23 protein-coding genes are annotated in these 23,492 nt (G+C 64.7%); 10 read left to right on the forward strand and 13 right to left on the reverse strand.

Going from position 1 to position 23,492, the window contains the following annotated elements; genetic code table 11:
• Positions 1–176: 176 nt before the first annotated feature.
• Positions 177–575, reverse strand: coding sequence for a hypothetical protein (locus tag F6X37_RS18000; RefSeq protein ID WP_187612255.1), 399 nt, complete (start codon positions 573–575; stop codon positions 177–179).
• Between the two features lie 258 nt (positions 576–833).
• Here F6X37_RS18000 and F6X37_RS18005 point away from each other — a divergent pair, with 258 nt between their 5' ends.
• Together F6X37_RS18005 and F6X37_RS18010 are read left to right on the forward strand one after the other, a co-directional pair.
• Positions 834–1,340 (forward strand): MarR family winged helix-turn-helix transcriptional regulator, encoded by a 507-nt coding sequence (locus tag F6X37_RS18005; protein ID WP_090802317.1) that lies wholly within the window; start codon positions 834–836, stop codon positions 1,338–1,340.
• A gap of 211 nt (positions 1,341–1,551) precedes the next feature.
• Positions 1,552–3,114 (forward strand): DHA2 family efflux MFS transporter permease subunit, encoded by a 1,563-nt coding sequence (locus F6X37_RS18010; protein ID WP_187612256.1) that lies wholly within the window; start codon positions 1,552–1,554, stop codon positions 3,112–3,114.
• 51 nt (positions 3,115–3,165) lie between these two features.
• On the opposite strand, the gene F6X37_RS18015 is transcribed toward F6X37_RS18010, so the two are convergent.
• From F6X37_RS18015 to ada, 4 genes are all read right to left on the reverse strand, one after another.
• Positions 3,166–3,681 (reverse strand): hypothetical protein, encoded by a 516-nt coding sequence (locus F6X37_RS18015; protein ID WP_187612257.1) that lies wholly within the window; start codon positions 3,679–3,681, stop codon positions 3,166–3,168.
• A 223-nt stretch (positions 3,682–3,904) separates the two neighbouring features.
• Positions 3,905–5,521, reverse strand: coding sequence for a glutamate--cysteine ligase (gshA, locus tag F6X37_RS18020; protein ID WP_187612258.1), 1,617 nt, complete (start codon positions 5,519–5,521; stop codon positions 3,905–3,907).
• Between the two features lie 213 nt (positions 5,522–5,734).
• Positions 5,735–6,655, reverse strand: a complete 921-nt coding sequence (locus tag F6X37_RS18025; RefSeq protein ID WP_187612259.1) for a DNA-3-methyladenine glycosylase family protein — start codon at positions 6,653–6,655, stop codon at positions 5,735–5,737.
• A complete protein-coding gene (gene ada, locus F6X37_RS18030) occupies positions 6,652–7,842 on the reverse strand; it encodes a bifunctional DNA-binding transcriptional regulator/O6-methylguanine-DNA methyltransferase Ada (protein WP_410451379.1) in 1,191 nt (396 codons plus the stop codon). The genes F6X37_RS18025 and ada overlap by 4 nt, the downstream gene beginning before the upstream one ends.
• A gap of 462 nt (positions 7,843–8,304) precedes the next feature.
• Here ada and F6X37_RS18035 point away from each other — a divergent pair, with 462 nt between their 5' ends.
• Complete coding sequence (locus tag F6X37_RS18035; RefSeq protein ID WP_184060970.1) at positions 8,305–8,730, forward strand: VOC family protein; 426 nt, start codon at positions 8,305–8,307, stop codon at positions 8,728–8,730.
• A gap of 44 nt (positions 8,731–8,774) precedes the next feature.
• Here the strand turns inward: F6X37_RS18035 and F6X37_RS18040 are convergent, their stop codons facing one another.
• Both F6X37_RS18040 and F6X37_RS18045 read right to left on the reverse strand, forming a co-directional pair.
• Positions 8,775–9,329: a YaeQ family protein gene (locus F6X37_RS18040; RefSeq protein ID WP_026228986.1), complete on the reverse strand. Its 555-nt coding sequence runs from the start codon at positions 9,327–9,329 to the stop codon at positions 8,775–8,777.
• A 142-nt stretch (positions 9,330–9,471) separates the two neighbouring features.
• The gene (locus F6X37_RS18045; RefSeq protein ID WP_090802307.1) at positions 9,472–10,449 is read right to left on the reverse strand and encodes a LysR family transcriptional regulator; all 978 of its coding nucleotides are present in this window, start codon (positions 10,447–10,449) and stop codon (positions 9,472–9,474) included.
• A 171-nt stretch (positions 10,450–10,620) separates the two neighbouring features.
• Here F6X37_RS18045 and F6X37_RS18050 point away from each other — a divergent pair, with 171 nt between their 5' ends.
• The 4 genes from F6X37_RS18050 (at position 10,621) to araH (ending at position 15,962) form a co-directional block, all read left to right on the forward strand.
• The gene (locus tag F6X37_RS18050; RefSeq protein WP_187612260.1) at positions 10,621–12,069 is read left to right on the forward strand and encodes an aldehyde dehydrogenase family protein; all 1,449 of its coding nucleotides are present in this window, start codon (positions 10,621–10,623) and stop codon (positions 12,067–12,069) included.
• A 160-nt stretch (positions 12,070–12,229) separates the two neighbouring features.
• Complete coding sequence (locus F6X37_RS18055) at positions 12,230–13,231, forward strand: arabinose ABC transporter substrate-binding protein (RefSeq protein ID WP_187612261.1); 1,002 nt, start codon at positions 12,230–12,232, stop codon at positions 13,229–13,231.
• Between the two features lie 92 nt (positions 13,232–13,323).
• On the forward strand, positions 13,324–14,883 hold the full coding sequence (araG, locus tag F6X37_RS18060; protein WP_187612262.1) for an L-arabinose ABC transporter ATP-binding protein AraG: 1,560 nt from the start codon (positions 13,324–13,326) through the stop codon (positions 14,881–14,883).
• A 74-nt stretch (positions 14,884–14,957) separates the two neighbouring features.
• Positions 14,958–15,962 carry an L-arabinose ABC transporter permease AraH gene (gene araH, locus F6X37_RS18065; protein WP_090802302.1) on the forward strand — a complete coding sequence of 335 codons (1,005 nt, stop codon included), beginning with the start codon at positions 14,958–14,960 and terminating at the stop codon, positions 15,960–15,962.
• A 252-nt stretch (positions 15,963–16,214) separates the two neighbouring features.
• Here the strand turns inward: araH and sap1 are convergent, their stop codons facing one another.
• Entirely contained in the window at positions 16,215–16,553 is a 339-nt protein-coding gene (gene sap1, locus F6X37_RS18070; RefSeq protein WP_018418921.1) for a surface attachment protein Sap1, read from the reverse strand.
• Positions 16,554–17,173: 620 nt separating this feature from the next.
• On the opposite strand from sap1, the gene F6X37_RS37635 reads away from it, so the two are divergent.
• Positions 17,174–17,353 (forward strand): hypothetical protein, encoded by a 180-nt coding sequence (locus F6X37_RS37635; protein WP_316251983.1) that lies wholly within the window; start codon positions 17,174–17,176, stop codon positions 17,351–17,353.
• A 204-nt stretch (positions 17,354–17,557) separates the two neighbouring features.
• Here F6X37_RS37635 and F6X37_RS18080 read toward each other — a convergent pair whose 3' ends face one another.
• Positions 17,558–17,983: an HIT family protein gene (locus F6X37_RS18080; RefSeq protein ID WP_090805510.1), complete on the reverse strand. Its 426-nt coding sequence runs from the start codon at positions 17,981–17,983 to the stop codon at positions 17,558–17,560.
• A 101-nt stretch (positions 17,984–18,084) separates the two neighbouring features.
• The gene (locus F6X37_RS18085) at positions 18,085–19,020 is read right to left on the reverse strand and encodes a GlxA family transcriptional regulator (RefSeq protein WP_187612264.1); all 936 of its coding nucleotides are present in this window, start codon (positions 19,018–19,020) and stop codon (positions 18,085–18,087) included.
• A gap of 175 nt (positions 19,021–19,195) precedes the next feature.
• On the opposite strand from F6X37_RS18085, the gene F6X37_RS18090 reads away from it, so the two are divergent.
• On the forward strand, positions 19,196–20,035 hold the full coding sequence (locus tag F6X37_RS18090; RefSeq protein WP_187612265.1) for an SDR family NAD(P)-dependent oxidoreductase: 840 nt from the start codon (positions 19,196–19,198) through the stop codon (positions 20,033–20,035).
• Between the two features lie 29 nt (positions 20,036–20,064).
• On the opposite strand, the gene F6X37_RS18095 is transcribed toward F6X37_RS18090, so the two are convergent.
• On the reverse strand, positions 20,065–21,180 hold the full coding sequence (locus tag F6X37_RS18095) for a diguanylate cyclase (RefSeq protein WP_187612266.1): 1,116 nt from the start codon (positions 21,178–21,180) through the stop codon (positions 20,065–20,067).
• Between the two features lie 285 nt (positions 21,181–21,465).
• Between F6X37_RS18095 and F6X37_RS18100 the strand changes: the two genes are divergently transcribed.
• Positions 21,466–21,795 carry an ecotin precursor gene (locus F6X37_RS18100; protein ID WP_090802296.1) on the forward strand — a complete coding sequence of 110 codons (330 nt, stop codon included), beginning with the start codon at positions 21,466–21,468 and terminating at the stop codon, positions 21,793–21,795.
• Between the two features lie 99 nt (positions 21,796–21,894).
• Here the strand turns inward: F6X37_RS18100 and F6X37_RS18105 are convergent, their stop codons facing one another.
• Positions 21,895–22,056, reverse strand: coding sequence for a hypothetical protein (locus F6X37_RS18105; RefSeq protein WP_184036753.1), 162 nt, complete (start codon positions 22,054–22,056; stop codon positions 21,895–21,897).
• 266 nt (positions 22,057–22,322) lie between these two features.
• The gene (locus F6X37_RS18110; protein WP_187612267.1) at positions 22,323–23,492 is read right to left on the reverse strand and encodes a tyrosine-type recombinase/integrase; all 1,170 of its coding nucleotides are present in this window, start codon (positions 23,490–23,492) and stop codon (positions 22,323–22,325) included.

The following is a 23,492-nucleotide window of genomic DNA, read 5'->3' on the forward strand; positions in this document are numbered from 1 at the left end:
CGGGAAACTGGAAGCCGAAAGGTTAATGCGAGGCGGTGCGCAGGTGTGTTACTTGCGGTGACGCGCTGGTTACGCGTTGTTACCGGCGGCGCGAGGGGCTGCGGGTTCGCGGTGGTTCAGATGGCTAGACGAAGCGAAACTGTGTGCCGAAAAGCGCGCTGCGAATCGGTGCACCTTCAGAGCCGCGATTCCGTGGATTGGGTCTGCTGGCGTTGACGCTGACACGCGAGCTTGCCAGCGGAGGCCCGGCACGACGCACCGCCAGGCGCGAGGCAAGCGTTACCGCTGTTGGCCGTCGCGGGGACGACGTTTCCCGCCTTTATCACGAAGCTTTCCTTCGGCAGCACGATCTCGCTGGACTCCGCGCCCACAACGCTGCCTTTGCTCGCCCGCTTCGTCCCCCTTCGATGCTCGGCCCACGCGAGCAACGCGACACCCACCGACCCACCCGGCAGCACGAACAGTCCCGCAAACAGCGCGAGCTTCCACCAGCGGTGTCGGCCCTGGAAGGTATGGAGTGCGGAATCGGTCAGTGAGCGGCTGAGGCTGCCAAGCGTGTTTTTGAGGTACAGCATCGGGGAAATCCTTTGGCGCGCGTCGCGAGGCGGGCGGCGTGCGGTCGATCGGTCAGAACATGGTCTCGAATGGCGCAGGACGCGCGAAACTCATTGCTTGTCATAATATTGACTATGCAATCAAATTTCAAGATACTGTGCGGCGCAATTGATTCGACTGTTGTATTTCGGTTGGCCTCGTTGCGCACCGCAAAATGCGATTTGACTTGTCTGCTTAGGCAGCTAAACTTCGTCTTGCCTGGATGTTGCGGATACCCCATGACTGATGGCCCCTACAAAGCGGACGAGGTCGAGCTCACGAGCAGTCTCGGCTACTACCTGACGAAAGCGCGCAACGTGCTGGTCGAGCGCACGGACCGTGCGGTCAAGCCGCTCGGGCTCACCGCGCAGCAGATCGGCGTGATTCTGATGCTGTCGTCGCGGCGCGCGAGCACGCCATTCGAGCTGTCGCGCGCGATGTCGTACGACAGCGGCTCGATGACGCGTCTGCTCGACCGGCTGGAAAAGAAGGGCTTCGTCGTGCGCACCCGCAGCAGCGACGACCGACGCATGGTGAAACTCGAGCTGACGCAGCAGGGCCACGAGGCCGCGCGCCAGTTGCCGAACCTCGGCGCAACTGTGCTGAACGACCAGTTGCGCGGCTTTACCGCCGAGGAGCACGCGACGCTGATTCACCTGCTCGCCCGTTTCATCGCAAACGGTCCCGAGGCAGACGCCGACGTGGGTTGCGGACCGGCGCCACCGCCGGACGAGCCGCCGGGATGAGCCGAGGCATGCGTCAAACAACGGTCGTCGTCGGATGGCGGCGGCGCGTCATCACGAAGTACTAGCGGGACAATCACGAGGCGCTTTTCCAAGGCGTCATTGTCATCAGATATCTGTCTGGGCAGAGGGTGATGCGGCATGCAAGCATCGTATCTGAAACACGCGATAAGGCTGCCGCGACAAGCTTTCGCCGCCTGAGGAGAACAAACCTATGGATGCCACGGCTTCCAACGCCACGCTGCCCGCAGCAGAACTCGCCCCGCTCCAGGGCGGCACGCTCGCGCTGCTGACCGTCGGCCTTGCGCTCGGCACCTTCATGGAGGTGCTCGACACCTCGATCGCGAACGTCGCGGTGCCGACCATTTCCGGCAGCCTCGGCGTCGCCGCAAGCCAGGGCACCTGGGTGATCTCGTCGTACTCGGTCGCCTCGGCGATCGCTGTGCCGCTGACCGGCTGGCTCGCGCGACGCGTCGGCGAGGTACGACTTTTCACGCTGTCCGTGCTGCTGTTCACGATCGCGTCGGCGGCCTGCGGTTTCGCGCACAACTTCGAATCGCTGATCGCATTCCGGCTCGTGCAAGGGCTCGTGTCCGGGCCGATGGTGCCGCTGTCGCAGACGATCCTGATGCGCTCCTACCCGCCCGCCAAACGTGGACTCGCGCTCGGCTTATGGGCGATGACCGTGATCTGCGCGCCGATCTTCGGCCCGGTGATGGGCGGCTACATCACCGATAACTTCACGTGGCCGTGGATCTTCTACATCAACGTGCCGATCGGCCTGTTCTCGGCGTTCTGCGCGTATCTGCTGCTGCGTGGCCGCGAGACGCAGACGACGCGCCAGCGCATCGACGCGGTGGGCCTCGTGCTGCTCGTGACCGGCGTGTCGTGTCTGCAGATGATGCTCGACCTCGGCAAGGACCGCGACTGGTTCAACTCGACGTTCATCGTGGCGCTCGCCGTGATCGCGCTCGTGTCGATCGCGTTCCTGCTCGTGTGGGAGTTGACCGAGAAGGAGCCGATTGTAGACCTGTCGCTGTTCAAGGATCGCAACTTCGCGCTCGGCGTCGTGATCGTCTCGTTCGGCTTCATGGCGTTCTTCGGCTCGGTGGTGATCTTCCCGCTATGGCTGCAAACGGTGATGGGCTATACGGCCGGCCTCGCGGGTCTCGCCACGGCACCGGTCGGATTGCTCGCGCTGTTTCTGTCGCCGATGATCGGCAAGAACATGCATCGGCTCAATCTGCGCATGGTCGCGAGCTTCGCGTTCATCGTGTTCGCGATCGTATCGTTCTGGAACTCGACGTTCACGCTCGACGTGCCCTTCGGCCACGTGATCCTGCCGCGGCTCGTGCAGGGGATCGGCGTCGCCTGCTTCTTCGTGCCGATGACGACGATCACGCTGTCGAGCGTGTCCGACGAGCGTCTTGCAAGCGCGTCGGGTTTGTCGAACTTTTTCCGCACGTTGTCGGGCGCGATCGGCACCGCGATCAGCACGACGTTCTGGGAAAACGACACGATCTATCACCACGCGATGCTTGCAGATACGGTCAACACGTATTCGGCGAACACCAACGCCTATACGAATGCGCTGGCGGGCGCCGGGCTCTCCGGCGACAGCCTGACCGCGCAGCTGAACCAGGTGGTGACGAGTCAGGCGTACATGATGGCCACCAACGACTTCTTCCGCATCTCGGGCGCGGCGTTTATCGTGCTGGCGGTGCTCGTGTGGATCACGAAGCCGCGCAAAGGCACCGGGCCTTCATTAGGACACTGAAGCAAACGCGCGGCAGCGGCGAACGCATCGCCGCTGCGGCCACCGCTCGATCTATTGCGACATCGCCTCGCCATTCGGCAGCCTGGTCGTGTTACGGGGCGTCGTCTCCGGATGCGTCGCATCGGGCGCGTTCTGCGGTGGCGTCGCGCCGCCTTGCGGCGCGCTGGCGGCTGTGCCCGTGGTGCCTCTCACATACTGCTTGAAATCCGCACCGGCTTCCCACGGATTCGGCTTGCAGCCGAGCGAGCTGTCGCAATGCGCCGAAAAGCCGATCGTGGTAGTGCCATCGGGACCTGCGGCGCGCGTGATCTCAAACGCGAGCGCGCGCTTGCCGCCGTCCGGGCCGGCGGTCTGGATCAGCGAGTCGTTAGCGGTCTCGATCTTGTACTTCGAATGACTCGTGACCCACGTTTGCGCCCGTTGCCACCAGAGGTCGCATTCGGCCTTGTTCGAACACGTCAACGGCCTGGTCGCGATCTGCATGACATCGGGATCGACCTGACCCTGGGTCGAGCATGCCGTCGTCGCCAAGAGACACAGCGCGGCCAACAGAGCTTTGTTCTTCACGTCGATACCTCCCCTGTGGAGCATGTCATAAGATTTTGGACTACCCCATCGAAGCGGTGTTTCACCCAGATCGGAGAATCGCGACGTCGCGCGGAGTATTTGCCGATTCCGCGGACACCTGAAGAGCGCAATCCGTAGAGGTTACCTGCGCGTTATTCGGGGCAAAGAAAAAGCGGCCACGTGGGCCGCTTGAAGCACTTCCGGGATGCTGTGGTCCGAACGCTCAGACGCTGAAGCGATTGAGCGTATAGGCCCGATACGCAGCGACGAACGCATCGAACGAACCAACCTCGTCGCGTTCGAGCTTCGCCTGTTCGTCGAGCGATCGCACCGCGAGGTCGGCAAACGCCTTGGACTGCGCGGCATCGAGCGGACGCGCACGGAAGTACGCGGCGTGCGCTTCGCTTTGCGCGAGGCCGAACGCGAGGAAGCTTTGCTGCTGGTCGCGCATCGTTTGCAGCACGCGCGCCGATGGCGTCAGCGACACGTCCGCGAGCTTCGCGCGTTGCGCGGCGACCGCGCGCGCGTGTTCGTCGCCGCCCTTCAGGCTGTCGAGCACGGCCGCCGCGGCGTCGATTTTCACGAGCAGTTCGTCGGCCCAGTCGATCATCGCGACCGGCTTGCCGTCGCGAACCAGTTCGAGGCCTGGCTTGCGGCCTTCCATCGTCACGCGGCCGAAGTTCTGGTTCGCTTCGGTGTACGCGGGCGGAGGCAGGGACGCGCTGTCGTCGAGCGCGCACACGAGCAGGTACGCGTCGAGAAAGCGCGATGTTTCGAGCGAAATGCCGGCCGGCTCGAACGGATCGATGTCCATGCAACGCACTTCGACGTATTGCACGCCGCGCGCGGCGAGCGCATGCAACGGCCGCTCACCCGGATAGGTGACGCGCTTCGGACGAATCGTCGAATAGAACTCGTTTTCGATCTGCAGCACGTTGGTGTTGATCTGCACCCACTCGCCGTCGCGTTGCGTGCCGATCTGCTCGTAGGCGGGATACGGCTGGCTCACGGCTTTCGCGAGCGCGTCGAGATAGCCGGGCAGCGTGTCGTAGTCGGCGTGCAGCGCGGCTTGCGCGGCCGTGTTCGAATAGCCGAGATCGCTCATGCGCAGGCTGGTCGCGTACGGGCGGTACAGCGTGTCGGCGTCGAACGTCTCGAGCGTGTGTTTGCGATCGCGGAGAAAGCGCCGATCGAGCGCCGGCGACGCGCCGAACAGATACATCAGCAGCCAGTTCGTGCGGCGGAAATTGCGGATCAGCGCGAGGTAGCGGTCGGACTGGAAGTCGACGGCGTTCGCGGTGGATTGCTGATCGGCGTGCAGCAGGCGCCACACGTCTTCGCTCAGCGAATAGTTGTAGTGGATGCCCGCGATGCACTGCATCGTGCGGCCATAGCGCAGCGCGAGGCCGACGCGGTACACGTACTTCAGCTTGCCGATGTTCGAGGTGCCGTAGTGCGCGATCGGAATGCCATCGTCGGTGGCGGGCAACAGTCCCGGCATCGAGTTGTTCCACAGGATCTCGTCGCCGAGCTCCGCGTAGACGAAGCGATGCAGCACGTCGAGTTGCGCGAGGGTTTCGGCGGCGTCCTGCTCAGCCGGCGTGATCAGCTCGAGCAGCGCCTCGGAGTAGTCGGTCGTCAGCGACGGGTGCGTGAGCGCCGAGCCGAGCCCGCGCGGATGCGGCGTCATCGCGAGCTGGCCGTTGCGCGTCACGCGCAGGCTTTCCCTTTCGATGCCGCGCAGGCCGCGTATCAGCACATCGCGCTGCGGGCTCGAGTCGAGCACGGACAGGCGGTGCGAAAGCGCGTCGGTCGTGCAGGAAGGTGTGGTGTTTGGCATTGATGCAAGTTGGGCGTTGCCGGTCGCCGTGTATCGCCAGACGATTCACAGACGGTATAGCGGCTGACAACGTTCGGCGGAATTTTCAGTAGCGGGCACTTTAACATCTCGCCAGAACCGCTGCTTGCGGCCGCTTCGGCGGAGTTTCAGCGGGCACGTCGAGGTCGCGCTGAACTACGCCATCGGCATCGGCACGTCGCGACGACGCTCAGCTCATCCCCCGCGCGCAGCGCCCGCCCGATCCGCCACCTCGTTCCACAGATGCATCGCGGCATACGCGCGATACGGCCGCCACGCGTCGGTGCGGCTGCGCTGTTGCGCGGGCCGTACGAGCGAAGGATCGCGCGCGCAGATCGATTGCATCAGCACGAGATCCGCCTCGGGCCATGCATCGGGGTCGCGCCATGCACGCATCGCGACGTATTCGACGGTCCAGGGGCCGATGCCCGCGAGCGCGAGCAATGCGGCACGCAGGCTCGCGGCATCGACGGTGTCGCTGCTGTCGAGCGGCACGTCGCCGCTCGCGACCGCACGCGCGAAGCCCTGCAACGCGGCGACGCGTTTGCCCGGCATGCCGATCTGCGCGAGATCGACTTCGGCGAGCGCGGCCGGCGTCGGAAAACGCCACGCGGTGTTTTCGTGCGGATGCCCGTCGATGCGTTCGCCCGCTCGCTGCACGAGCCGTCCGATGATGGTCGTCGCGGCCTTCACGCTGACCTGCTGACCGACGATCGCGCGCACCACCAGTTCGAAGCCGGACCACGCGCCCGGCACGCGCAGGCCGGGCACCGTGGCGACGAGCGGCGCGAGCCACGGGTCCGCCGCGAGTCCGGCGGCGATCTTCTTTGGATCGGCGCGCAGATCGAACATTCTTGCGATTGGCGCGGCGAGTGCATCGGCGTGGCGGCTCGCCGGCCCTTCGATGCTCGCGACGATGCAGCGCTTGCGCGGATGCAGCCGCACGCTGAGTGTGCCGCTGTCGCCGTTCCAGTCGATCGCGCGACGATACGCGCCGTCCTCGACGGCTTCGACGCCAGGCGTCGCGCGGCCGCTGAAAAAGCGCAGCAGCCGCGGCCAGTCGAACGGTGCCTTGAACGGTAATTCGAGAGTTGCAACCTCGTTCAGCGTGCTCAAGCGGCGTGATCCAGTTGGGAGTTGTGGGAGTCGGCATCTGTGCGGCTTGCGTCGCGGCGGGGCGCGTCGCTGGCTGAAACGCCGCCTGCATGCTGCGCCTCATTGTCGAGCAACGCGGCCTTGCGCGGCAGCCCCCAGCGATAGCCGGCGAGCGCCCCGCCCTTCTGCACGACGCGATGGCAAGGAATCGCGAGCGCGACCGGGTTGGTCGCGCATGCGCTCGCGACGGCGCGCACCGCCCGCGGCGAGCCGACCGCCTCGGCGATCTGCGAATAGCTGCGTGTCTCGCCGTACGGGATCCGCCGCAGCGCATCCCACACGCGCTGCTTGAATGCGGTCGACGCGATATCGAGCGGCAACTCGAAGTCCTGGCGCGTGCCGCGCAGATACGCGTCGATCTGTGCGATGAACGGCGCGAGCCGGCCGGCGTCTTCGCGCAGCTCGGCATTCGCGAACTCGCCGCGCAATTCGTCGATCAGCGGCGCGGTGTCGTCGCCGAAACCGATCTTGCAGATGCCCTTGTCAGTCGCGGCGACCAGCACGAAGCCGAGCGAGGTCGGCGCGCTCGCATAGCGCACCGTCAGGCCCGCGCCCTTGCGGCGATACGCGGACGGCGCCATGCCGAGCTCGGCCGGCGCGCTGTCGTACATTCGCGACGGCGAGCCGAAACCGGCGTCGAGCGTCGCGCGCGTAACGTCGGCGCCGCCCTGCAGCGCATCGCGCAACGCGGCGCCGCGCTGCGCGGCCTGGTACTGACGCGGCGAGACGCCGACCACGCGCTTGAACAGGCGCTGCAAATGGAACGGGCTCACGTGCACGGCATCGCTCAGTTGCGCGAGCGTGAGGCGCTGCTGCGGATCGGCGTCGAGCGCTGCGCACGCCCTGGCGACGACGTCGAGCTCGCGCGGCAGACCACCGGGCTGGCAGCGCTTGCAATCGCGAAAGCCCGCGGCGCGCGCGGCGGCGGCATCGGTGAAGAAAGCGACGTTTTCGCGGCGCGGCTGGCGCGACGCGCACGACGGCCGGCAGAACACGCCGGTCGTCCTGACCGCGTAGAAGAATGCGCCGTCGGCATCGCGGTCGCGGTGGGTGACGGCGTCCCAGCGTTCGTCGTCGGTGCGCCACTGGGTGGTGTCGACGTCGGCGGCGGTGCGCATGGGGACGGAATGGCGAGTGGTGGCGTTCATGATGTCCTGGGGCCCGGATGGGCAGGCAGTGTCGATGCTCATCAATCTAGGCCCGAGCGCTACACAGTACGCGCCGGATCTTGCTCTGTCATTCGGACGCGCTTGTCCGTACCCGTAGTGGGGTCAAACCCGGCAAATCGCAATCCGAAGCGCCTTGGAATGCCCTGCGGCCGGACGTTTTGCCTCAAAGTGCGGCAATTTCGCACGATATCGGGTTTTCCCTTAAAAAGTTATTGCGTCGCACCAAGCCGATGTGTATATTAGTGCTTGTCTCCTCCATGTCTCCTCCTGATATGGATTCAGCCCGCTCCACTTGAGCGGGCTTTTTTTTGCCTGCGTTTTTGTCCGCGCCCGGTCCGCATTTGGTCCGGTTCGCCCACGACTTCCCGCCGACCCACCCCGCCCTTTCCTTTCTCCTACACTTCCTAATCGGTTCTCCGAACTAGCGAAAGGGCGTTCGACATGAAAATCCACATTCGCGAGATCGACCACGTCGTGATCCGGGCGACGCAGGTCGAAACACTCGCGCGCTTTTACTGCGACGTACTCGGTTGCAGCGTTGAAAAGGAGCAGCGCGAACTCGGCCTCACGCAACTGCGCGCGGGCCGATCGCTGATCGATCTGCTGCAGGTCGGCGCGAAGCTCGATCGCGCGGAAAACGGCGCGGCGGGCACGGGGCGCAACATGGACCACCTGTGTCTGCGCGTCGAGTCGTTCGACGCCGACGCGCTGAAGGCGCATCTGAGCGCGCATGGCGCGCGGCTCGGCGAACAGGGAGTGCGCTATGGCGCGGACGGATTCGGGCCGTCGCTGTATCTGTTCGACCCGGAGGGCAATATGGTCGAACTGAAGGGGCCGCCGGAAGCGGCGCGGGTCACGTCGCTCTGAATGCGAGAACGAAGCGGCGCAAAAACTGGTTCAGACCTGAGCCGTCACGCATCGGCGGGCGCCTTGAGTACGGTCCAGTCGATCTTCACCGCATCGGCTTCGGCGCTGCCGAGCCATGCTTCGCCGTCCTGCACCGTGCATTGCAGCCGCATCGTGCGTTCGGCAAGCGAGCCGAGCGATGCCGCGACGTCTTCGCCGAGCGTCCAGACCGTCACGTTGCGCAGGCGCTCGACCTTGTTGCGCACGCCCTGCCACCAGATTTCCGAAGTACGCCCGCCATACGCGATCACGACCACGTGATTCGCCCGCCCGCTCGCCTTGGCGATGCGGCGCTCATCGGGCTGGCCGACCTCGATCCACGTGTCGATCGCGCCGGTCAGATCCTTCGCCCACAAATCCGGTTCGTCGACATCCGACAAACCTTTGCAGAACTCCAGCCGTTCCTGCGCGAACAGCGCGAACGCGGCGACGCGGACCATCATCCGTTCGTCGGTTTCGGAGGGGTGACGGGCGATCGTCAGCGAATGGTCGGCGTAATAGTGCCGGTCCATGTCAGCGATCTGCAATTCCGCCTTGTATATCGTCGATTTGAGAGCCATGCCGTTGCTAAACCAGGCGCTCGCTCCACCGGAGCGCAGCGAAAATGAATCGTCGACGGCGCGTTGCCGTTTCTTGTGTTTGCTGTACATCGTATGTTCCTCCCGCGCCGTCAGCCGGTGCCTATGACACAGAAGGAAGCATTTACCGGGCCACCGCGGGTTCCGTGGCCGTGCCGTATACGTCGCGAGCCGCATCTCGCAGCGCGTCGAGCACGACGGCGGCCGCCGGCGACAACAGATGCGACTGGCGCGTGATGATACCGAATGTATCCATCCTGCAAGGCAAATCGATCGGTACGCGCTTCAATACCCCGTACTGTTGGTACTGGCGCGCCACTTCATCGGGCAATACCGCCAACATGTCGCTTTGCAGCAGCAGGCTCGAAATCGCGAGGAAGTTGTTCGTATTGACGACGTTCTGCGGCGGATTCAGGCCGATCTGCGAAAACATCAGATCGAAGCGATGGCGCAGCACGCTGCCCGGCGGATGCAGCACCCAGCTCGCGTTGACGATGCCGCGCAGCGTCAATCCCGTTTCATTTTCGAGCGGATGGCCGGGACGCGCGACCACGCACAACGGTTCGTCGGCGAGCGGTTCGTAGCGCACGTCGGTCTTGAACTGGTTCTGCCTTTCGAGCACGCGGCCGATCATGATGTCGAGATCCCCTTCGGCGAGCCGCGGCAGCATCACGTCGGAGGTCTCGACCTCGGTCCAGATCTGCAACTGCGGATAACGCGCCTTCACGCTCGCGATCGCGCGGGGCACCATCGTCGCGGCGGCCGCGGCGATCACGCCGATACGCACCTGACCCGCGAGCCCCGAGCGCAGCGCCGAGATTTCGTCGTGCGCCTGGCTCAGGTTCGACAGCACCATGCGCGCGTGGCGGATCATCACCTCGCCGTACAGCGTCGCGTGCATACCGTGCGGCGTGCGGTCGAACAGGCTCACGCCGAGCATGTCCTCGAGCTCTTTCAACAGGCGCGACGCGGCCGGCTGCGTCATGCCGAGCACGTCGGCCGCGCGACGCACGTTGCCCTCCTCCTCCATCGCGGCAAGCAGCAGCAACTGGCGCGTCTTCAGCCGCGCGCGCACGAACCAGTTTGAATAGCTACGCGTCATCGTCTGGTCTCCAGGTCTTTACGAGCGATTTTTGTACGTTCTTCCTCTGAAGCTCCATGATGCCATACCGAAACTGATATCGGAGAAGCCTAAAAAGGGATTGGAAAGTTATTGGGCCGGCTCATACCATTCGTGGACTTTTGTGAACTTACGGTGCGCTTTTTTTCGCCGATGAACCGCGATCCGCTCGTCCCCCTCGTTGCCAGCCCGTTTCGCCACTACATCAATGGCGGATGGGAGACTGGCGCGACCACGGGCGTGTCGCTCAATCCGTCGGATCTCGACGAGCCGGTCGGCGAATACGTGCGCGCGGACGTGCGGCAGACCGACAGCGCGATCGAGGCTGCGCACGCGGCATTTCGCGACTGGTCGCTCGCCTCTGCACAGCGCCGCGCCGACGCGCTCGACGCGATCGGCAGCGAAATGCTCGTGCGCCGCGAGGAGCTGGCCCGGCTGCTCGCGCGTGAAGTCGGCAAGGTGCTGCCCGAGGCGCTCGCCGAAGCGACGCGCGCAGGGCAACTGTTCAAGCTATTCGCGGCCGAGGCGCTGCGCGCGTTCGTCGAGCCGCACGCGTCGGCGCGTGCCGGCGTCGAAATCGACGTGACGCGCGAGCCGCTCGGGGTGGTCGGCATCATCGCGCCGTGGAGCGCGCCGCTCGCGATCGCCGCGGCGAAGATCGGCGCCGCGCTCGCGCACGGCAACTGCGTCGTCTACAAGCCGGCCGAATCGGCGCCGGCCTGTGCGGCGGCGCTCGCGTCGATCGTCAGTCGCGCGGGCTTGCCGGCCGGCGTGTTCAACCTCGTGATGGGCAGCGGACGCAAGGTCGGTGCGCGCATCGTCGCACATCCGCTCGTCGCGGCGATCAGCTTCACCGGTTCGTCCGACACCGGCACGCGCGTGCTGCAGGCCGCCGCGACGCGCCAGGCGCGCGTGCAGCTCGAGATGGGCGGCAAGAATCCGTTCGTCGTGCTGGCCGACGCCGATCTCGACGGCGCGGTCGACGCGGCGCTCACCGGTGCCTTCAGCGCGACCGGCCAGCGCAGCACGGCTGCCGCGCGGCTGATCGTCCAACGCGCGGTGTTCGCGCCGTTCGTCGACGCGTTGCAGGCAAAGCTCGCGAAACTCACCGTCGATCACGCGTTGAAGCACGGCACCGATATCGGCCCGGTGGCGAACGCCGCGCAGCTCGAACGCAATCTCGACTACGTGCGCGTCGGCGAGCAGGAAGGCGCGCAGTTGCTGCGCGGCGGGCGGCGACTGGAGCGCGCGACGCGCGGCTATTTTTTCGAGCCGGCGCTGTTTATCGGCGAATCGGAGCATCGCATCGCGCGTGAAAAGATTTTCGGGCCGCTCGCGGTCGTGCTGCGCGCGGACGATTACGAACACGCGCTACATCTCGCGAACGACACCGCCTACGGACTGTGCGCCGGCATCTGCACGCGCTCGCTCGAACGCGCGCGGCATTTTCGCCGCCACGTGCAGAGCGGTCTCGTCACGATCAATCTGCCGACCACGACCGTCGAGCATCACGGACCCGGCGGCGGCCGCAAGGCGTCGGCCTATGGCGCGAGCGATGCCGCGTTCTGGACCGCCGTGAAAACGGCGTACCTGGCGAGCTAGAAGCAATGAGCCACGCCACCGTTTTCACCGCGACTTGCGCGAACCGCCCGGCGTGCCGTGCGCAGATCCGCCCCGATTCGCGCGACGGCTGACGCCGCCCGCGTTACCCCGCTGCAACTACACGACATCAATGCAGCTTTTCACCCTCAGGAGACAGTAGATGACCAGCAAGCTTCGCCGTTTGACCCTGACCGCGATGGCCGCCGCCCTCGCCGCCCCGTTCGCCGCACAACTGTCCGCCCACGCGGATGAGCCGCTCAAAGTCGGCTTCCTCGTGAAGATGCCCGAACAGGCGTGGTTCATCAACGAACAGAAAGCCGCGACCGCGCTCGGTAAGAAGGACGGCTTCTCGGTCGTCAACATCGGCACGCCCGACGGCGAAAAGGTGCTGGCCGCGATCGACAATCTCGGCGCGCAAGGCGCGAAGGGCTTCGTGATCTGCGCGCCCGACGTGCGTCTCGGACCGGCGATTCAGGCGCGCGCGAAGCGCTACAACATGAAGTTCGTGACCGTCGACGACCAACTGGTCGATTCGACCGGCAAGCCGCTGGCGAACGTGCCGCACCTCGGCATGTCGGCCTTCAAGATCGGCAACCAGGTGGGCCAGGCGATCACCGACGAAATGAAGCGCCGCGGCTGGAAGCCCGAGGAAGTCGGCGCGCTGCGTATCACGGACTATGAACTGCCGACCGCGAAGCTGCGCACCGACGGCGCGACGCAGTCGCTGCTCGCCGGCGGCTTCAAGAAGGAAAACGTCTTCGACGCGCCGCAGAAAACCACCGACGACGAAGGCGGCTTCAACGCGGTGTCGCCGGTGCTCGCGCAGCATCCGAACATCAAGAAGTGGGTGATCTTCGCGCTCAACGAGGAAAGCGTGCTCGGCGGCGTGCGCGCGACCGAACAGCTGCATATTCCGGCCGCGGACGTGATCGGCGTCGGCATCAACGGCGCGGGCGAGGCGTTCGCCGAGTTCCAGAAGAAGGAACCGACGGGCTTCTACGGCACGATCGCGGTCAGCTCGACGAACCACGGCAAGGAAAGCACCGAGAACCTTATCGAGTGGATCAAGGACGGCAAGCAGCCGCCCGCCGACACGCAAACCACCGGCAAGCTGATGGTGCGCGGCAACTGGCAGGACGTGCGCAAGGAACTGGGTATTTAAGCGAGGTTCTCGCAGCAGACGGCGGGCCGCCTCGTGCCTCGCGTTTAGCGCGAGCGCGGCCCGCTCAGCTTTCATCCGTTCGAGGTTTTTCGATGACGTCCTTATTCACCGGGTCTCATGCCGGCGAGGCGGTGCGCACGCCCTCGCCTGCATCGACGCCCGCATCCGACGCCCCCTATCTCCGGCTCGACGGCATCACCGTGCGCTTTCCGGGCGTGCTCGCGCTCGACCAGGTCTCGCTCGAAGTGCGCCGCGGCGAGGTGCACGGCCTGATGGGCGAAAACGGCGCCGGCAAATCGACGCTGCTGAAGGTGCTGTCCGGCGTCAATCATCCTGTCTCGGGCACGTTGTCGCTCGACGGCGTCGAGCAGCAGTTCGCGACGACCAAGGCGGCGATCGCCGCGGGCATCGCGATCATCTATCAGGAACTGCATCTGGTGCCGGAGCTGACGGTCGCCGAGAATCTGATGCTCGGCGCCCTGCCGAATCGCTTCGGCGTACTGGACGAAAAGGCTTTGGTCGCGCGTGCGATGCGCGAGCTCGAACGGCTCGGCGAAAAGCTCGATCCGTCGCAGCAGGTCAAGCATCTGTCGATCGGTCAGCGGCAGATGATCGAAATCGGCAAGGCGCTGATGCGCGACGCGCGCGTGATCGCGTTCGACGAACCGACCAGCTCGCTGTCGTCGCGCGAAACCACGCAACTGTTCCGCATCATCCGCGCGCTGAAGGCCGAAGGCCACGCGATCATCTACGTCACGCACCGGATGGATGAAGTCTACGAACTGTGCGATCGCGTCACCGTGTTTCGCGACGGCCGCCGCATCGACACCTTCGAGGCCGGCGCGGGACTCGATCGCGATCGGCTGATCCGCTGCATGGTGGGGCGCTCGATCACCGATGTGTACGGCTATCGCGCGCGCGAGCACGGCGACGTGCAGCTTCAGGTCGACGGCCTGATGGGACCGGGCCTGCGCGAACCGGCATCGTTTTCGGCGCGCAAGGGCGAGATCGTCGGCTTCTTCGGGCTCGTCGGCGCGGGCCGCTCCGAGCTGATGAAGCTGATCTACGGCGCGGTCATGCCGAGCGCCGGCGAGGTCGCGCTGAAGGGCAAGCGCGTGCAGTTCGCGACGCCGCGCGACGCGGTGCGCGCCGGTGTCGCGCTGTGTCCCGAGGATCGCAAGCAGGAAGGCATCGTGTCGATCGCGTCGGTGTCGGACAACCTGAACATCAGCTGCCGCCGCCACTTCAGCCGCTTCAACGTGCTCAACGGCCGCAAGGAAGCGCAGACCACGCGTGAATTCATCGGCAAGCTCGCGATCAAGACGCGCAACGGCGACACGCCGATCGGCACGCTGTCCGGCGGCAATCAGCAGAAGGTGATCCTGTCGCGCTGGCTCGCCGAAGAGATCGACGTGTTCCTGATGGACGAGCCGACGCGCGGCATCGACGTCGGGGCGCGCAGCGAGATCTATGGGTTGCTGTATGGGCTCGCCGAGGCGGGCCGCACGGTCATCGTCGTGTCGAGCGATCTCGCCGAGGTGATCGGCGTGACCGATCGCGTGATCGTGATGAAGGAAGGCCGCATCGTCGGCGATCTGCCGAAGGCGCAGGCCACGCCGGATGCGCTGATCAAGCTGGCATTGCCGCGCTGATCGCCCAACGGATCGCGCCACCAGACCTCTTACCGAATACCGCAACGAAAACGGCATTGAATGGAACAGACATCATGAATACACCTTCCACCGATTCCTCGACCCCCGCCGTCGCCTCCGTGGGCTTGACCGCGCGCGCGGCGCGCACCTGGGACCTGATCAACAAATCCGGCATCGTGATGGTGTTCATCGTCCTGTTCGCGGTGCTGTCGTTCACGGTCCCAGACTTTCTGAGCACGCGCAATATCCAGGGCCTGCTGCTGTCGGTCACGCTGATCGGCTCGATCTCCGTCACGATGATGTTCGTGCTCGCGCTAGGCGAGGTGGACCTGTCGGTGGCGTCGATCGTCGCGTTTTCGGGCGTGGTGGCTTCCGTGCTGATCACCGCGACGCACAGCGTGTTAGTCGGCATCACGGCCGGCGTGCTCGCGGGCGGCGCGGTCGGGCTCGTCAACGGCACGCTGGTCGCGCGCTACAAGATCAACTCGCTGATCGTCACGCTCGCGATGATGGAGGTCGTGCGCGGCCTCGCGTACATCACCTCGAACGGCGACGCGGTGATGATCTCCGAGGAGCGCTTCTTCGACCTCGGCGGCGGCTCGTTCCTCGGCATTTCTTATCCGATCTGGAGCAACATCGTCGGCTTCGTTCTGTTCGGCTTCCTGCTGAAAAAGACCGTGTTCGGCAAGAACGTGCTGGCCGTCGGCGGCAATAGCGAAGCGGCTGTGCTCGCGGGGCTGCCCGTCACGCGGATCAAGATCACCGTGTTCGTGCTGCAAGGCCTCGTGACCGGCTTCGCGGGCGTGATGCTCGCGTCGCGCATGAGCCTCGGCGATCCGAAGACGTCGGTCGGGCTCGAGCTCGGCGTGATTTCCGCGTGCGTGCTCGGAGGTGTGTCGCTGACGGGCGGTGTCGCGACGATCTCCGGCGTGCTGGTCGGCGTGCTGATCATGGGCTCGGTGCAGGACGCCATGAGCCTGCTGAACGTACCGACGTTCTATCAGTATCTGATTCGCGGCGGCATCCTGCTGCTCGCGGTTCTGTTCGACCAGTTCCGCCGCAGCAAGCGCGTGCACTGACGCGCCGTTGCTCGTGGCCGGTTTCCTGCGCTTTGCGAGAAGGCGTACTGCCGATGCGGGTCGATAAAACCCGCATCGGCTTTTTTATTGCAGGTGAAGTCTGGCAAGTATCAAAAGCAATAAAAAACGGCTTGGCATCGGAATGCCCAAGCCGTCTCTTTTAGCTCACGCGTTCACGCCTGCGACTTTTAAAGCCGAAGCGGATTCGCATGCGACCGTATTCCGGCTTTTGCCGGAATACCGGTGTTGTACTTATTGCTTGATGAATCGGTCGTTCGCCCAGAGTCCCTCGGTATCGCTATTGGCTGAATTCACGAACTCGACGTCGTGGCCGACCACGCGCACCACGCGAAAACTCGAGTCGGTCGGAGTCGACACGCATTGATATCCGGAGAAGAATTCCTGCATCTGCTGCTGTTCACCGGCTTGCGCGTGGTGATCGGCGGCATCGAGCTTGTCCTTCGATACGCAGCCATAGGCATTGGCCTTGAACTGGATCGTTTGCTGCGGCTTGATCACGACGTCTTGCGCCTGAACGCTAGCGGCAGCCAAACCCGCGATGGCGAAAACAACGGCAATTCGAGTTTTCATTCGTTCCTCCGGGGCGGGCCGAAAACATCTCGGTTAGCTATGTATTTAACTTTAACGGTGGTCCCGCATCTCGCACTTTAGGAGAACCGATGAGAACGACAAGCACATCTTGTGTGCGATCGCAACAGTGGCGAATTGTCGCACCTGCTGTCGAAGCTGATTAAAGCTTAAGCACACGCCCGACCGAATGGCAATGAAATGAATAACTAAAAATCCACTCTCGAACACGCCTTAGCTGGTAAAGCTTTGCGCGCGCATTCACGTAAACGCGTAGCGTCAATTAAGCGATTTAATACAATTTAATCAATGGGTTTGTGCATTGCACACAAAGTCATTCCACAGGCAAAAGCGGCGATGCGCAATAACGAGGCAAGTGCAGAAAATAAACAGTGCCAGCCGTCTCTCAGGGCCTTGATGAAACGCTTGCAACGCGCCATTGCCGAAAACGCATGAAAAAAGCCGCGCGGCGCAAAGCCGCGTGGACAGGCGAGGGGGGCGCGATCGCAGTGCAATGTACCCTTCGCGTGCGGCCTGAATCCAGGTGGATCTTCGTCGAGCCGGTATGCGGGTACAGGCGGTGCTCTACAATGAAAACGAATCTCCTGCACCCGGAGGCTATCGTGAACGAGCACGTCATACTCGGGATTTTTCTGGTCGTTCCGCTGCTGATCGTCATGTTTCTTTTTTCCGACGAACTGTGGCAGGAGCATCGAGACCTGCACGACGGACGGCCGTTGCGAGCGCGTCGCCGACGCATCGACTGGCGGCATCCGCTACGCCGTTCGCGCGAGCGGCCCTGAGATTGCGAAGCGGGTCCCCAAAGAAAAAAAGCCTGCCACAGGGGCAGGCTGAAAAAAGAGATCCACACTCAATGCCTTGAACACAAGGCAATAGCAGTCTAGTCGCGACGCGCCAATCGGTGGTTTCAACGGCTTTTACAGTTGTTACCGGGCGTGACCGTAATGCGGGGCGCGACGTTGCGTCGGCAGGCCTCGCGTCGCGCGTCAATGGGCGCGCCAGTGCGCGCGAATCCGTTTGGCGAGCGCTTCGAGCGTGTCCGGATCGGCGACCTCGCGCGCATGCAGCTTCAGCGGTTGGCCTTCCCAGCGCGGAATCACGTGGAAATGGACGTGCGGCACTGTCTGTCCCGCCGCCGCGCCGTTGAACTGGCCGATGAACACGCCGTCAGGGCGCAGTGCCGCGCGCACCGCGATCGCGAGCTTTTGCGCCATGCGCGTCGACGCGACGAGCGCCGCATCCGACAGATCGAAAATTTCCGCGACCGCTTCCTTCGGCACGACGAGCAGATGGCCGTCGGCCTGCGGCATCAAGTCCATGAAAGCCAGCGCCTGGTCGTTTTCGGCCACCTTGATGCACGGTAGTTCGCCGCGCAAGATTTTGGCGAACGGGTTGCTGTCGTTGTAGCTCATCGCGTTTCCTTTCATTTGGGCTGGGTTCGATTCACGGGTCGAGCGGGATACTTTTTTCGCGTAGCTTCGCACCGCGGGTTTCCTATTCTCTACCCGAACGCTTACGCCACGCGTGCGGCACGCCGGATCGCTTGAGGTGGCTGGCCGAACGCGCGCAAAAACGCGCGCCGCATCCGCTCGGGGTCGATGAAGCCAGTGTCGGCTGCGACGGTTTCGATCGAATGACGGCCGGTTTCGAGCATCGTGCGAGCCGCCTCGACACGCAGCGCCTCGATCGCGCGGGCCGGCGACTGGCGCGTCTCGTCGCGAAACGCGCGGCTGAACTGGCGCGGGCTCAGATGCGCGACGTCGGCGAGCTGCTCGACGCTCAGCGGCTCGCGCAGATGGCTCTTCGCATACGACAGCGCGTTCTGGATCCGATCGGATTTCGGTTCGAGATCGAGCATCGCGGAGTACTGCGATTGCCCGCCGGTGCGCCGGTGATAGACCACGAGCTTCTTCGCGATCGCGCGCGAAACCGCGACGCCGAGGTCGTTCTCGACGAGCGCGAGGCACAGATCGATACACGCGGTCATGCCGGCCGACGTCCACACCGAGCCGTCGACGATGAAGATGCGGTCCTCGTCGACCCGCGCGCGCGGAAAGCGCCGTTGCAAATCGCGCGCATGCGCCCAGTGCGTAGTCGCGTGGCGGCCGTCGAGGATGCCCGCTTCGGCGAGCACGAACGCACCGGTGCAGATGCTCGCGGTGCGGCGCGAGGCGGCGAGGGCGTCGTTCAGAAACGCGAGCAGCCCCGGCGACGACGGCGCGATCTCCATCGCGCCGGTGACGATCACCGTGTCGTAGGCGGGATCGCCGAACGGGCACGTCGCGACCTCGACGCCCGCCGAGCTGCGCACCATGCCGCCGTGCTCGGAGATCACCGCGACGTCGTACGCGGGCTCGCCGGTGTCCTGATTGGCGAGTTCGAAAATCGATACCGCGACCATGTCGAGGATCTGAAAGCCCGGAAAGACCACCACGCCGATGCGTTTCATTTGCGATGTCCTGAAACGAGGGAAATACGACATTTGAGACAAAACAGTACGCGCCTAGACTCAGCTCGTCAACCCCGCCGTATCAGCGCAAAGGCCGCAAGGCGGCGAGTTCACGGATGTTCCCATTCACCGGACAGGGCGGCCGCATTATGCGCAGCCCGCAAGGAGAGCTTCAATGGCAACGCAGGCAGACAAGGGCGTACAAGGCAATTCGAACGAAGGCAACGGTACGGCGGTGGTCACGGGCGCATCGTCGGGTATCGGCGCGGTCTACGCGGACCGGCTCGCGCGACGCGGCTACGACCTGCTGCTGATCGCGCGCGACGGCGCACGCCTCAGCAGCCTCGCCGACCGGCTGACGAAGGAAACCGGCCGCCGCGTGAGCACCTTCAGCGCCGATCTGACCGACAAGGCCGACGTGCGCCGCATCGAGAACCAGTTGCGCGCCGAGCGCGGCATCACGATGCTGATCAACAACGCGGGCGTCGGCGCGACCGCGACGCTGCTCGACTCCGACATCGATGAACTCGAGCAGATGATCGAGCTGAACGTGACCTCGCTCACGCGCCTGACGGCGGCGGTGTTGCCGGGCTTCATCGCGCGCGGCGCCGGTACGGTGATCAATATCTCGTCGATTGTCGCGCTGGCGCCGGAATTGTTGAACGGCACCGATAGCGGCACCAAGGCCTACGTGTTGAACCTCACGCAGTCGCTGCATCACGAGGTGGGCGGCAAGGGCGTGCGGCTGCAAGCGGTGCTGCCGGGCGCGACGAGCACCGCGTTCTGGGATCGCGCGGGTCTCGCGGTCGAGAACCTGCCTTCGCAGATCGTGATGAGCGCCGAGGACATGGTCGACGCGGCGCTTGCCGGTCTCGACCAGGGCGAGCTGGTGACGATCCCGTCGTTGCCCGATGCCGCCGACTGGGAGCGTCTGAACAGCGCGCGTTTGCATCTGCAGCCGAATCTGTCGCGCAGCGCGCCGGCCGAGCGCTATACGCGCGCCGTGGCCGCGTAAGCCGAAGGTTGAGGAGGGCGGCGCCAGACTCAGCCGCTCACGGCCACCTGATTCTTGCCGTCGTGTTTCGCGCGATACAGGCCGACGCCGGCGGCCTCGATCAGCGTCGTGACGGGTTCGGCGGCCGACGGTACCACCATCGCCGCGCCGATGCTGATCGTGACGACGCCCTCTGCCGAGCCCGCATGGGTGATCGCGCGGTCTTCGACCGCGATGCGGATTTTCTCCGCGAGCAGGCGCAAGCCGCCCGCCGAGGTGTCCGGCACGACCACCGCGAACTCCTCGCCGCCGAAGCGCGCGGCGAGATCCAGTGAATGGCCGAGGCACGCTTCGATCGTATGCGCGACGCTCTTCAGCACTTCGTCGCCGGCGACGTGCCCATAGGTGTCGTTGTAGGCCTTGAAGTGATCGACGTCGATCATCAGGAGGCCGAGGCCGGTCTTGTCGCGGGTGCCGCGGTGCCATTCGGCCGCCAGATACTGGTCGAGGTAGCGGCGGTTCGACAGGCCGGTCAGACCGTCCGAATGCGTGAGCCGCTGCAACTCCAGATTCGTCGCCAGCAGTTGCCGCTGAGATTGCCGCAGCGCGCGGTACGCCTCGTCGCGTTGCAGCAGGTATAGATACGAGCGCGAGTGATAGCGGATGCGCGCTATCAGCTCGATGCGGTCGGGCAGCTTCACGAGGTAGTCGCTCGAACCGGCCGCGAACGCCGCGCTTTTGACGAGCGGCTCTTCGTTGGTCGACAGCACGACGATCGGGATGTCGCGAGTGGCGGCATTCAGCCGGTATTGCCGCACCAGCGTCAGACCGTCGGTGCCCGGCATCACGAGATCTTGCAGGATCACCGTCGCGCGCGTTTCCTCGGCGCAGCGCACCGCGTCTTCCCATGACGCGCAGTAGCGAAAGTCGATGCCCGGCTCGTCGGCGAGCGCCTCGCGCACCCCCTCGGCGATGACCGCCTGGTCGTCGACCAGCAGCACCATGATCGGGCACTCGGCCGCCGGCGGGTCGGCGAGGATGCGCGCGAGCGCGTCGTCGCTGGCGAGACTGGGCGCATCCTCAGCGACGAGCGCCTGCGCCTGCGCGTTCGCGTCGTCTGCGGGATGCAGCGTTGCGGCGTTCTGCGGCGGTTTAGAGGTGTCCATGTGGTTCGGCCAGAATGAAGTTCAGGGAGGGCACGTCAGCTTGCGGGGAGGCGAGGCGCTCGTTGACCACTGCCCTTGGTCAGATAATAGTCGGCGCCCGCATCAAGGCCAGCGCGGCGATCTTCCCCCCGATGCCTGGATGAAAAGCAGCGCAATGCCCTGCGTGGGTTAACGCGTCCAACGTTATGCACCTGTTACAGAGTAAATCTCCGGTTACCAACTGCAGCATCTATTTCCGCGCGCGCCGGCGACAATTCGTCCATGCCTGAACGGCGGGAGCTCAATATGAAAAAGATCGCAGTGGCGTTGGTAATGGCGGGTAGTTTGACGGTGGCGGGCCAGGCGTCCGCGCACGGACACGGCGGTGATGTGGTGGGTGCGCTGATTGGCGGCGCGGTGCTGGGCGCGGTGGTCACCTCGGCGTTGACGCCGGCGCCGGTGGTCGCGTATCCGCAGCCGGTCTATGCCGAGCCCGCGTACCAGCCCGCGCCGGCTTACGTGGCACCGCCGCCCGGATATTGCTACGACCAGTATCAGCGCGCCTATGTCGCGTGCGGCGCACCGCCGCCCGGACAGTACGGCTATGCGCAACCGCAACCCGAGCCGCAGTGGTGAGCGCGGCAAGGCTCTGATGCGCGGATGATTCAGCCGAACAACGCGCAGACAAAAAGGCCGTCGCCCAATGCGACGGCCTTTTTCCATTTGAGGCACGGCTTAATGCTTGTGATGCAGCCACTCCGCGTAATGCGTGTCGAGCCAGCGCTCGAGCCTGGGCGGCCTGGACGGGTCGCGGTGACGCGACATCATCCAGATGGCAAGGCCGACCACCAGCATGACGGCGGGCCCCATCAGATAAGCGAGCATTGATTCAGGCATCGGAACCTCCGTATCGGCTTGCATCCATCTCTCAGTGTAGGCGAAGGAAGCGGGGAAAGAACGATGATGTCAAACGGTCCAGAGAAGCGAAAAAAGGCGCATTTGCGCCCGGTTTGGAAACCTGTTTTTTAATGATTTTTCCTTTATTTGCTTTGCGTCTGGGCGAGGTCGCATTAGCCTGTGTACCATCGTGTTACCGGCCTGACGGCAAGCGTCACATGGCGCCAAAACCCATGACAATGCCGTCAAGCCGTCCCGTTCGCCGTCTACCGCGCGACTTCCATCTGGCTATCGACAAAGTCCGCCCAACTCTGAAGCATGCGACCCTGCCACGCCGCTTCGTCGGTTGCTTCACGCTTCGCGATGTCGCCCCCCGCAGCTGTTTGCTGTTCCATGTCGCGCAGATGCGACGACGCGGTGCGACGAAAGTCGTGTAGCACGAAATGCTCCACGTCGAGCCCCAATGCCTTGACTGCCTGGTTCAGCGTGCTTTTCGCGATCGGCCGATCGTCGCCCCTGACGCTCGGGAACACGAACGTCTCGCTGGTGCGCCCGCGCTGCAGCTCGCGCAGCAGCACAACCGCCTGACGCGGCAGACGGACGACGCGGTCCTCGCGCGCGTTCAGGCGCGCGGCGGGGATCGTCCACAGCGCGTCGTCGAGATCGAACTCGGCCCATGTCGATTCGACGAGGTCCGCTTTGCGTGCCATCGTCAGCACCAGCAGATGCAGCGCGAGCTTCAGCGGACGGCGGATATTGGATGTGTCGATCGTGCGCAGCATGACACCGATCTCGGCGCCGGACAGCACGCGGGTGCGGCTGTCGAAGGTCGCGATCGAGCGCGCCGGTACGACTTCCGCGGGATTGCTGGTCGCGAGCTGGCGCGCGATCAGGTATGCGTACAGGCGCTTCACGACGTTGCGCGTGTGCAGCGCCATTTTCGGCGAGCCGCGGCTTTTGATGCGCTCGCAGATCGCGACGACGTCGTCAGCGGTGACCGCGCCGATCGGCTGGTTGCCGATCGCGGGCAGCACGTCCTTGTCGAGCGCGCGCCGCGTGGTGCGGCGATATTCATCCGACTTGCCGGCCAGCGCCGTCGCGAGATAAAGCTCGGCCGCTTCGCGCAGCACGTCGGCCTTGCTCTCGGCACCGCGATCGCGCCGCGCGGTAGCGACCGGCGAGATGCCCTGCGCGACGAGCGCCGCGTACCTCTGCGCCTTCGCGCGCGCGACGCGCAGCGAAATCATCCGGTAATCGCCGATGGTCGCGAGCGGCTGACGCTTGCCGTTCAACGTATAGCGGAAGCGCCAGACCTTGGTGCCGGTCGTCATGACCTCGATCACGAGGCCGTTGCCGTCGGCGACGCAGTAGCGGGTCGCGCGCGGTTCGAGCGCGCGGATCTCGGATTCGGTGAGCGGGGTGGCGAGGCGGGGCAT

Origin of the sequence: Paraburkholderia sp. 31.1 (assembly GCF_014397645.1) — a bacterium.
GTDB classification, from domain to species: Bacteria; Pseudomonadota; Gammaproteobacteria; order Burkholderiales; family Burkholderiaceae; genus Paraburkholderia; species Paraburkholderia tuberum.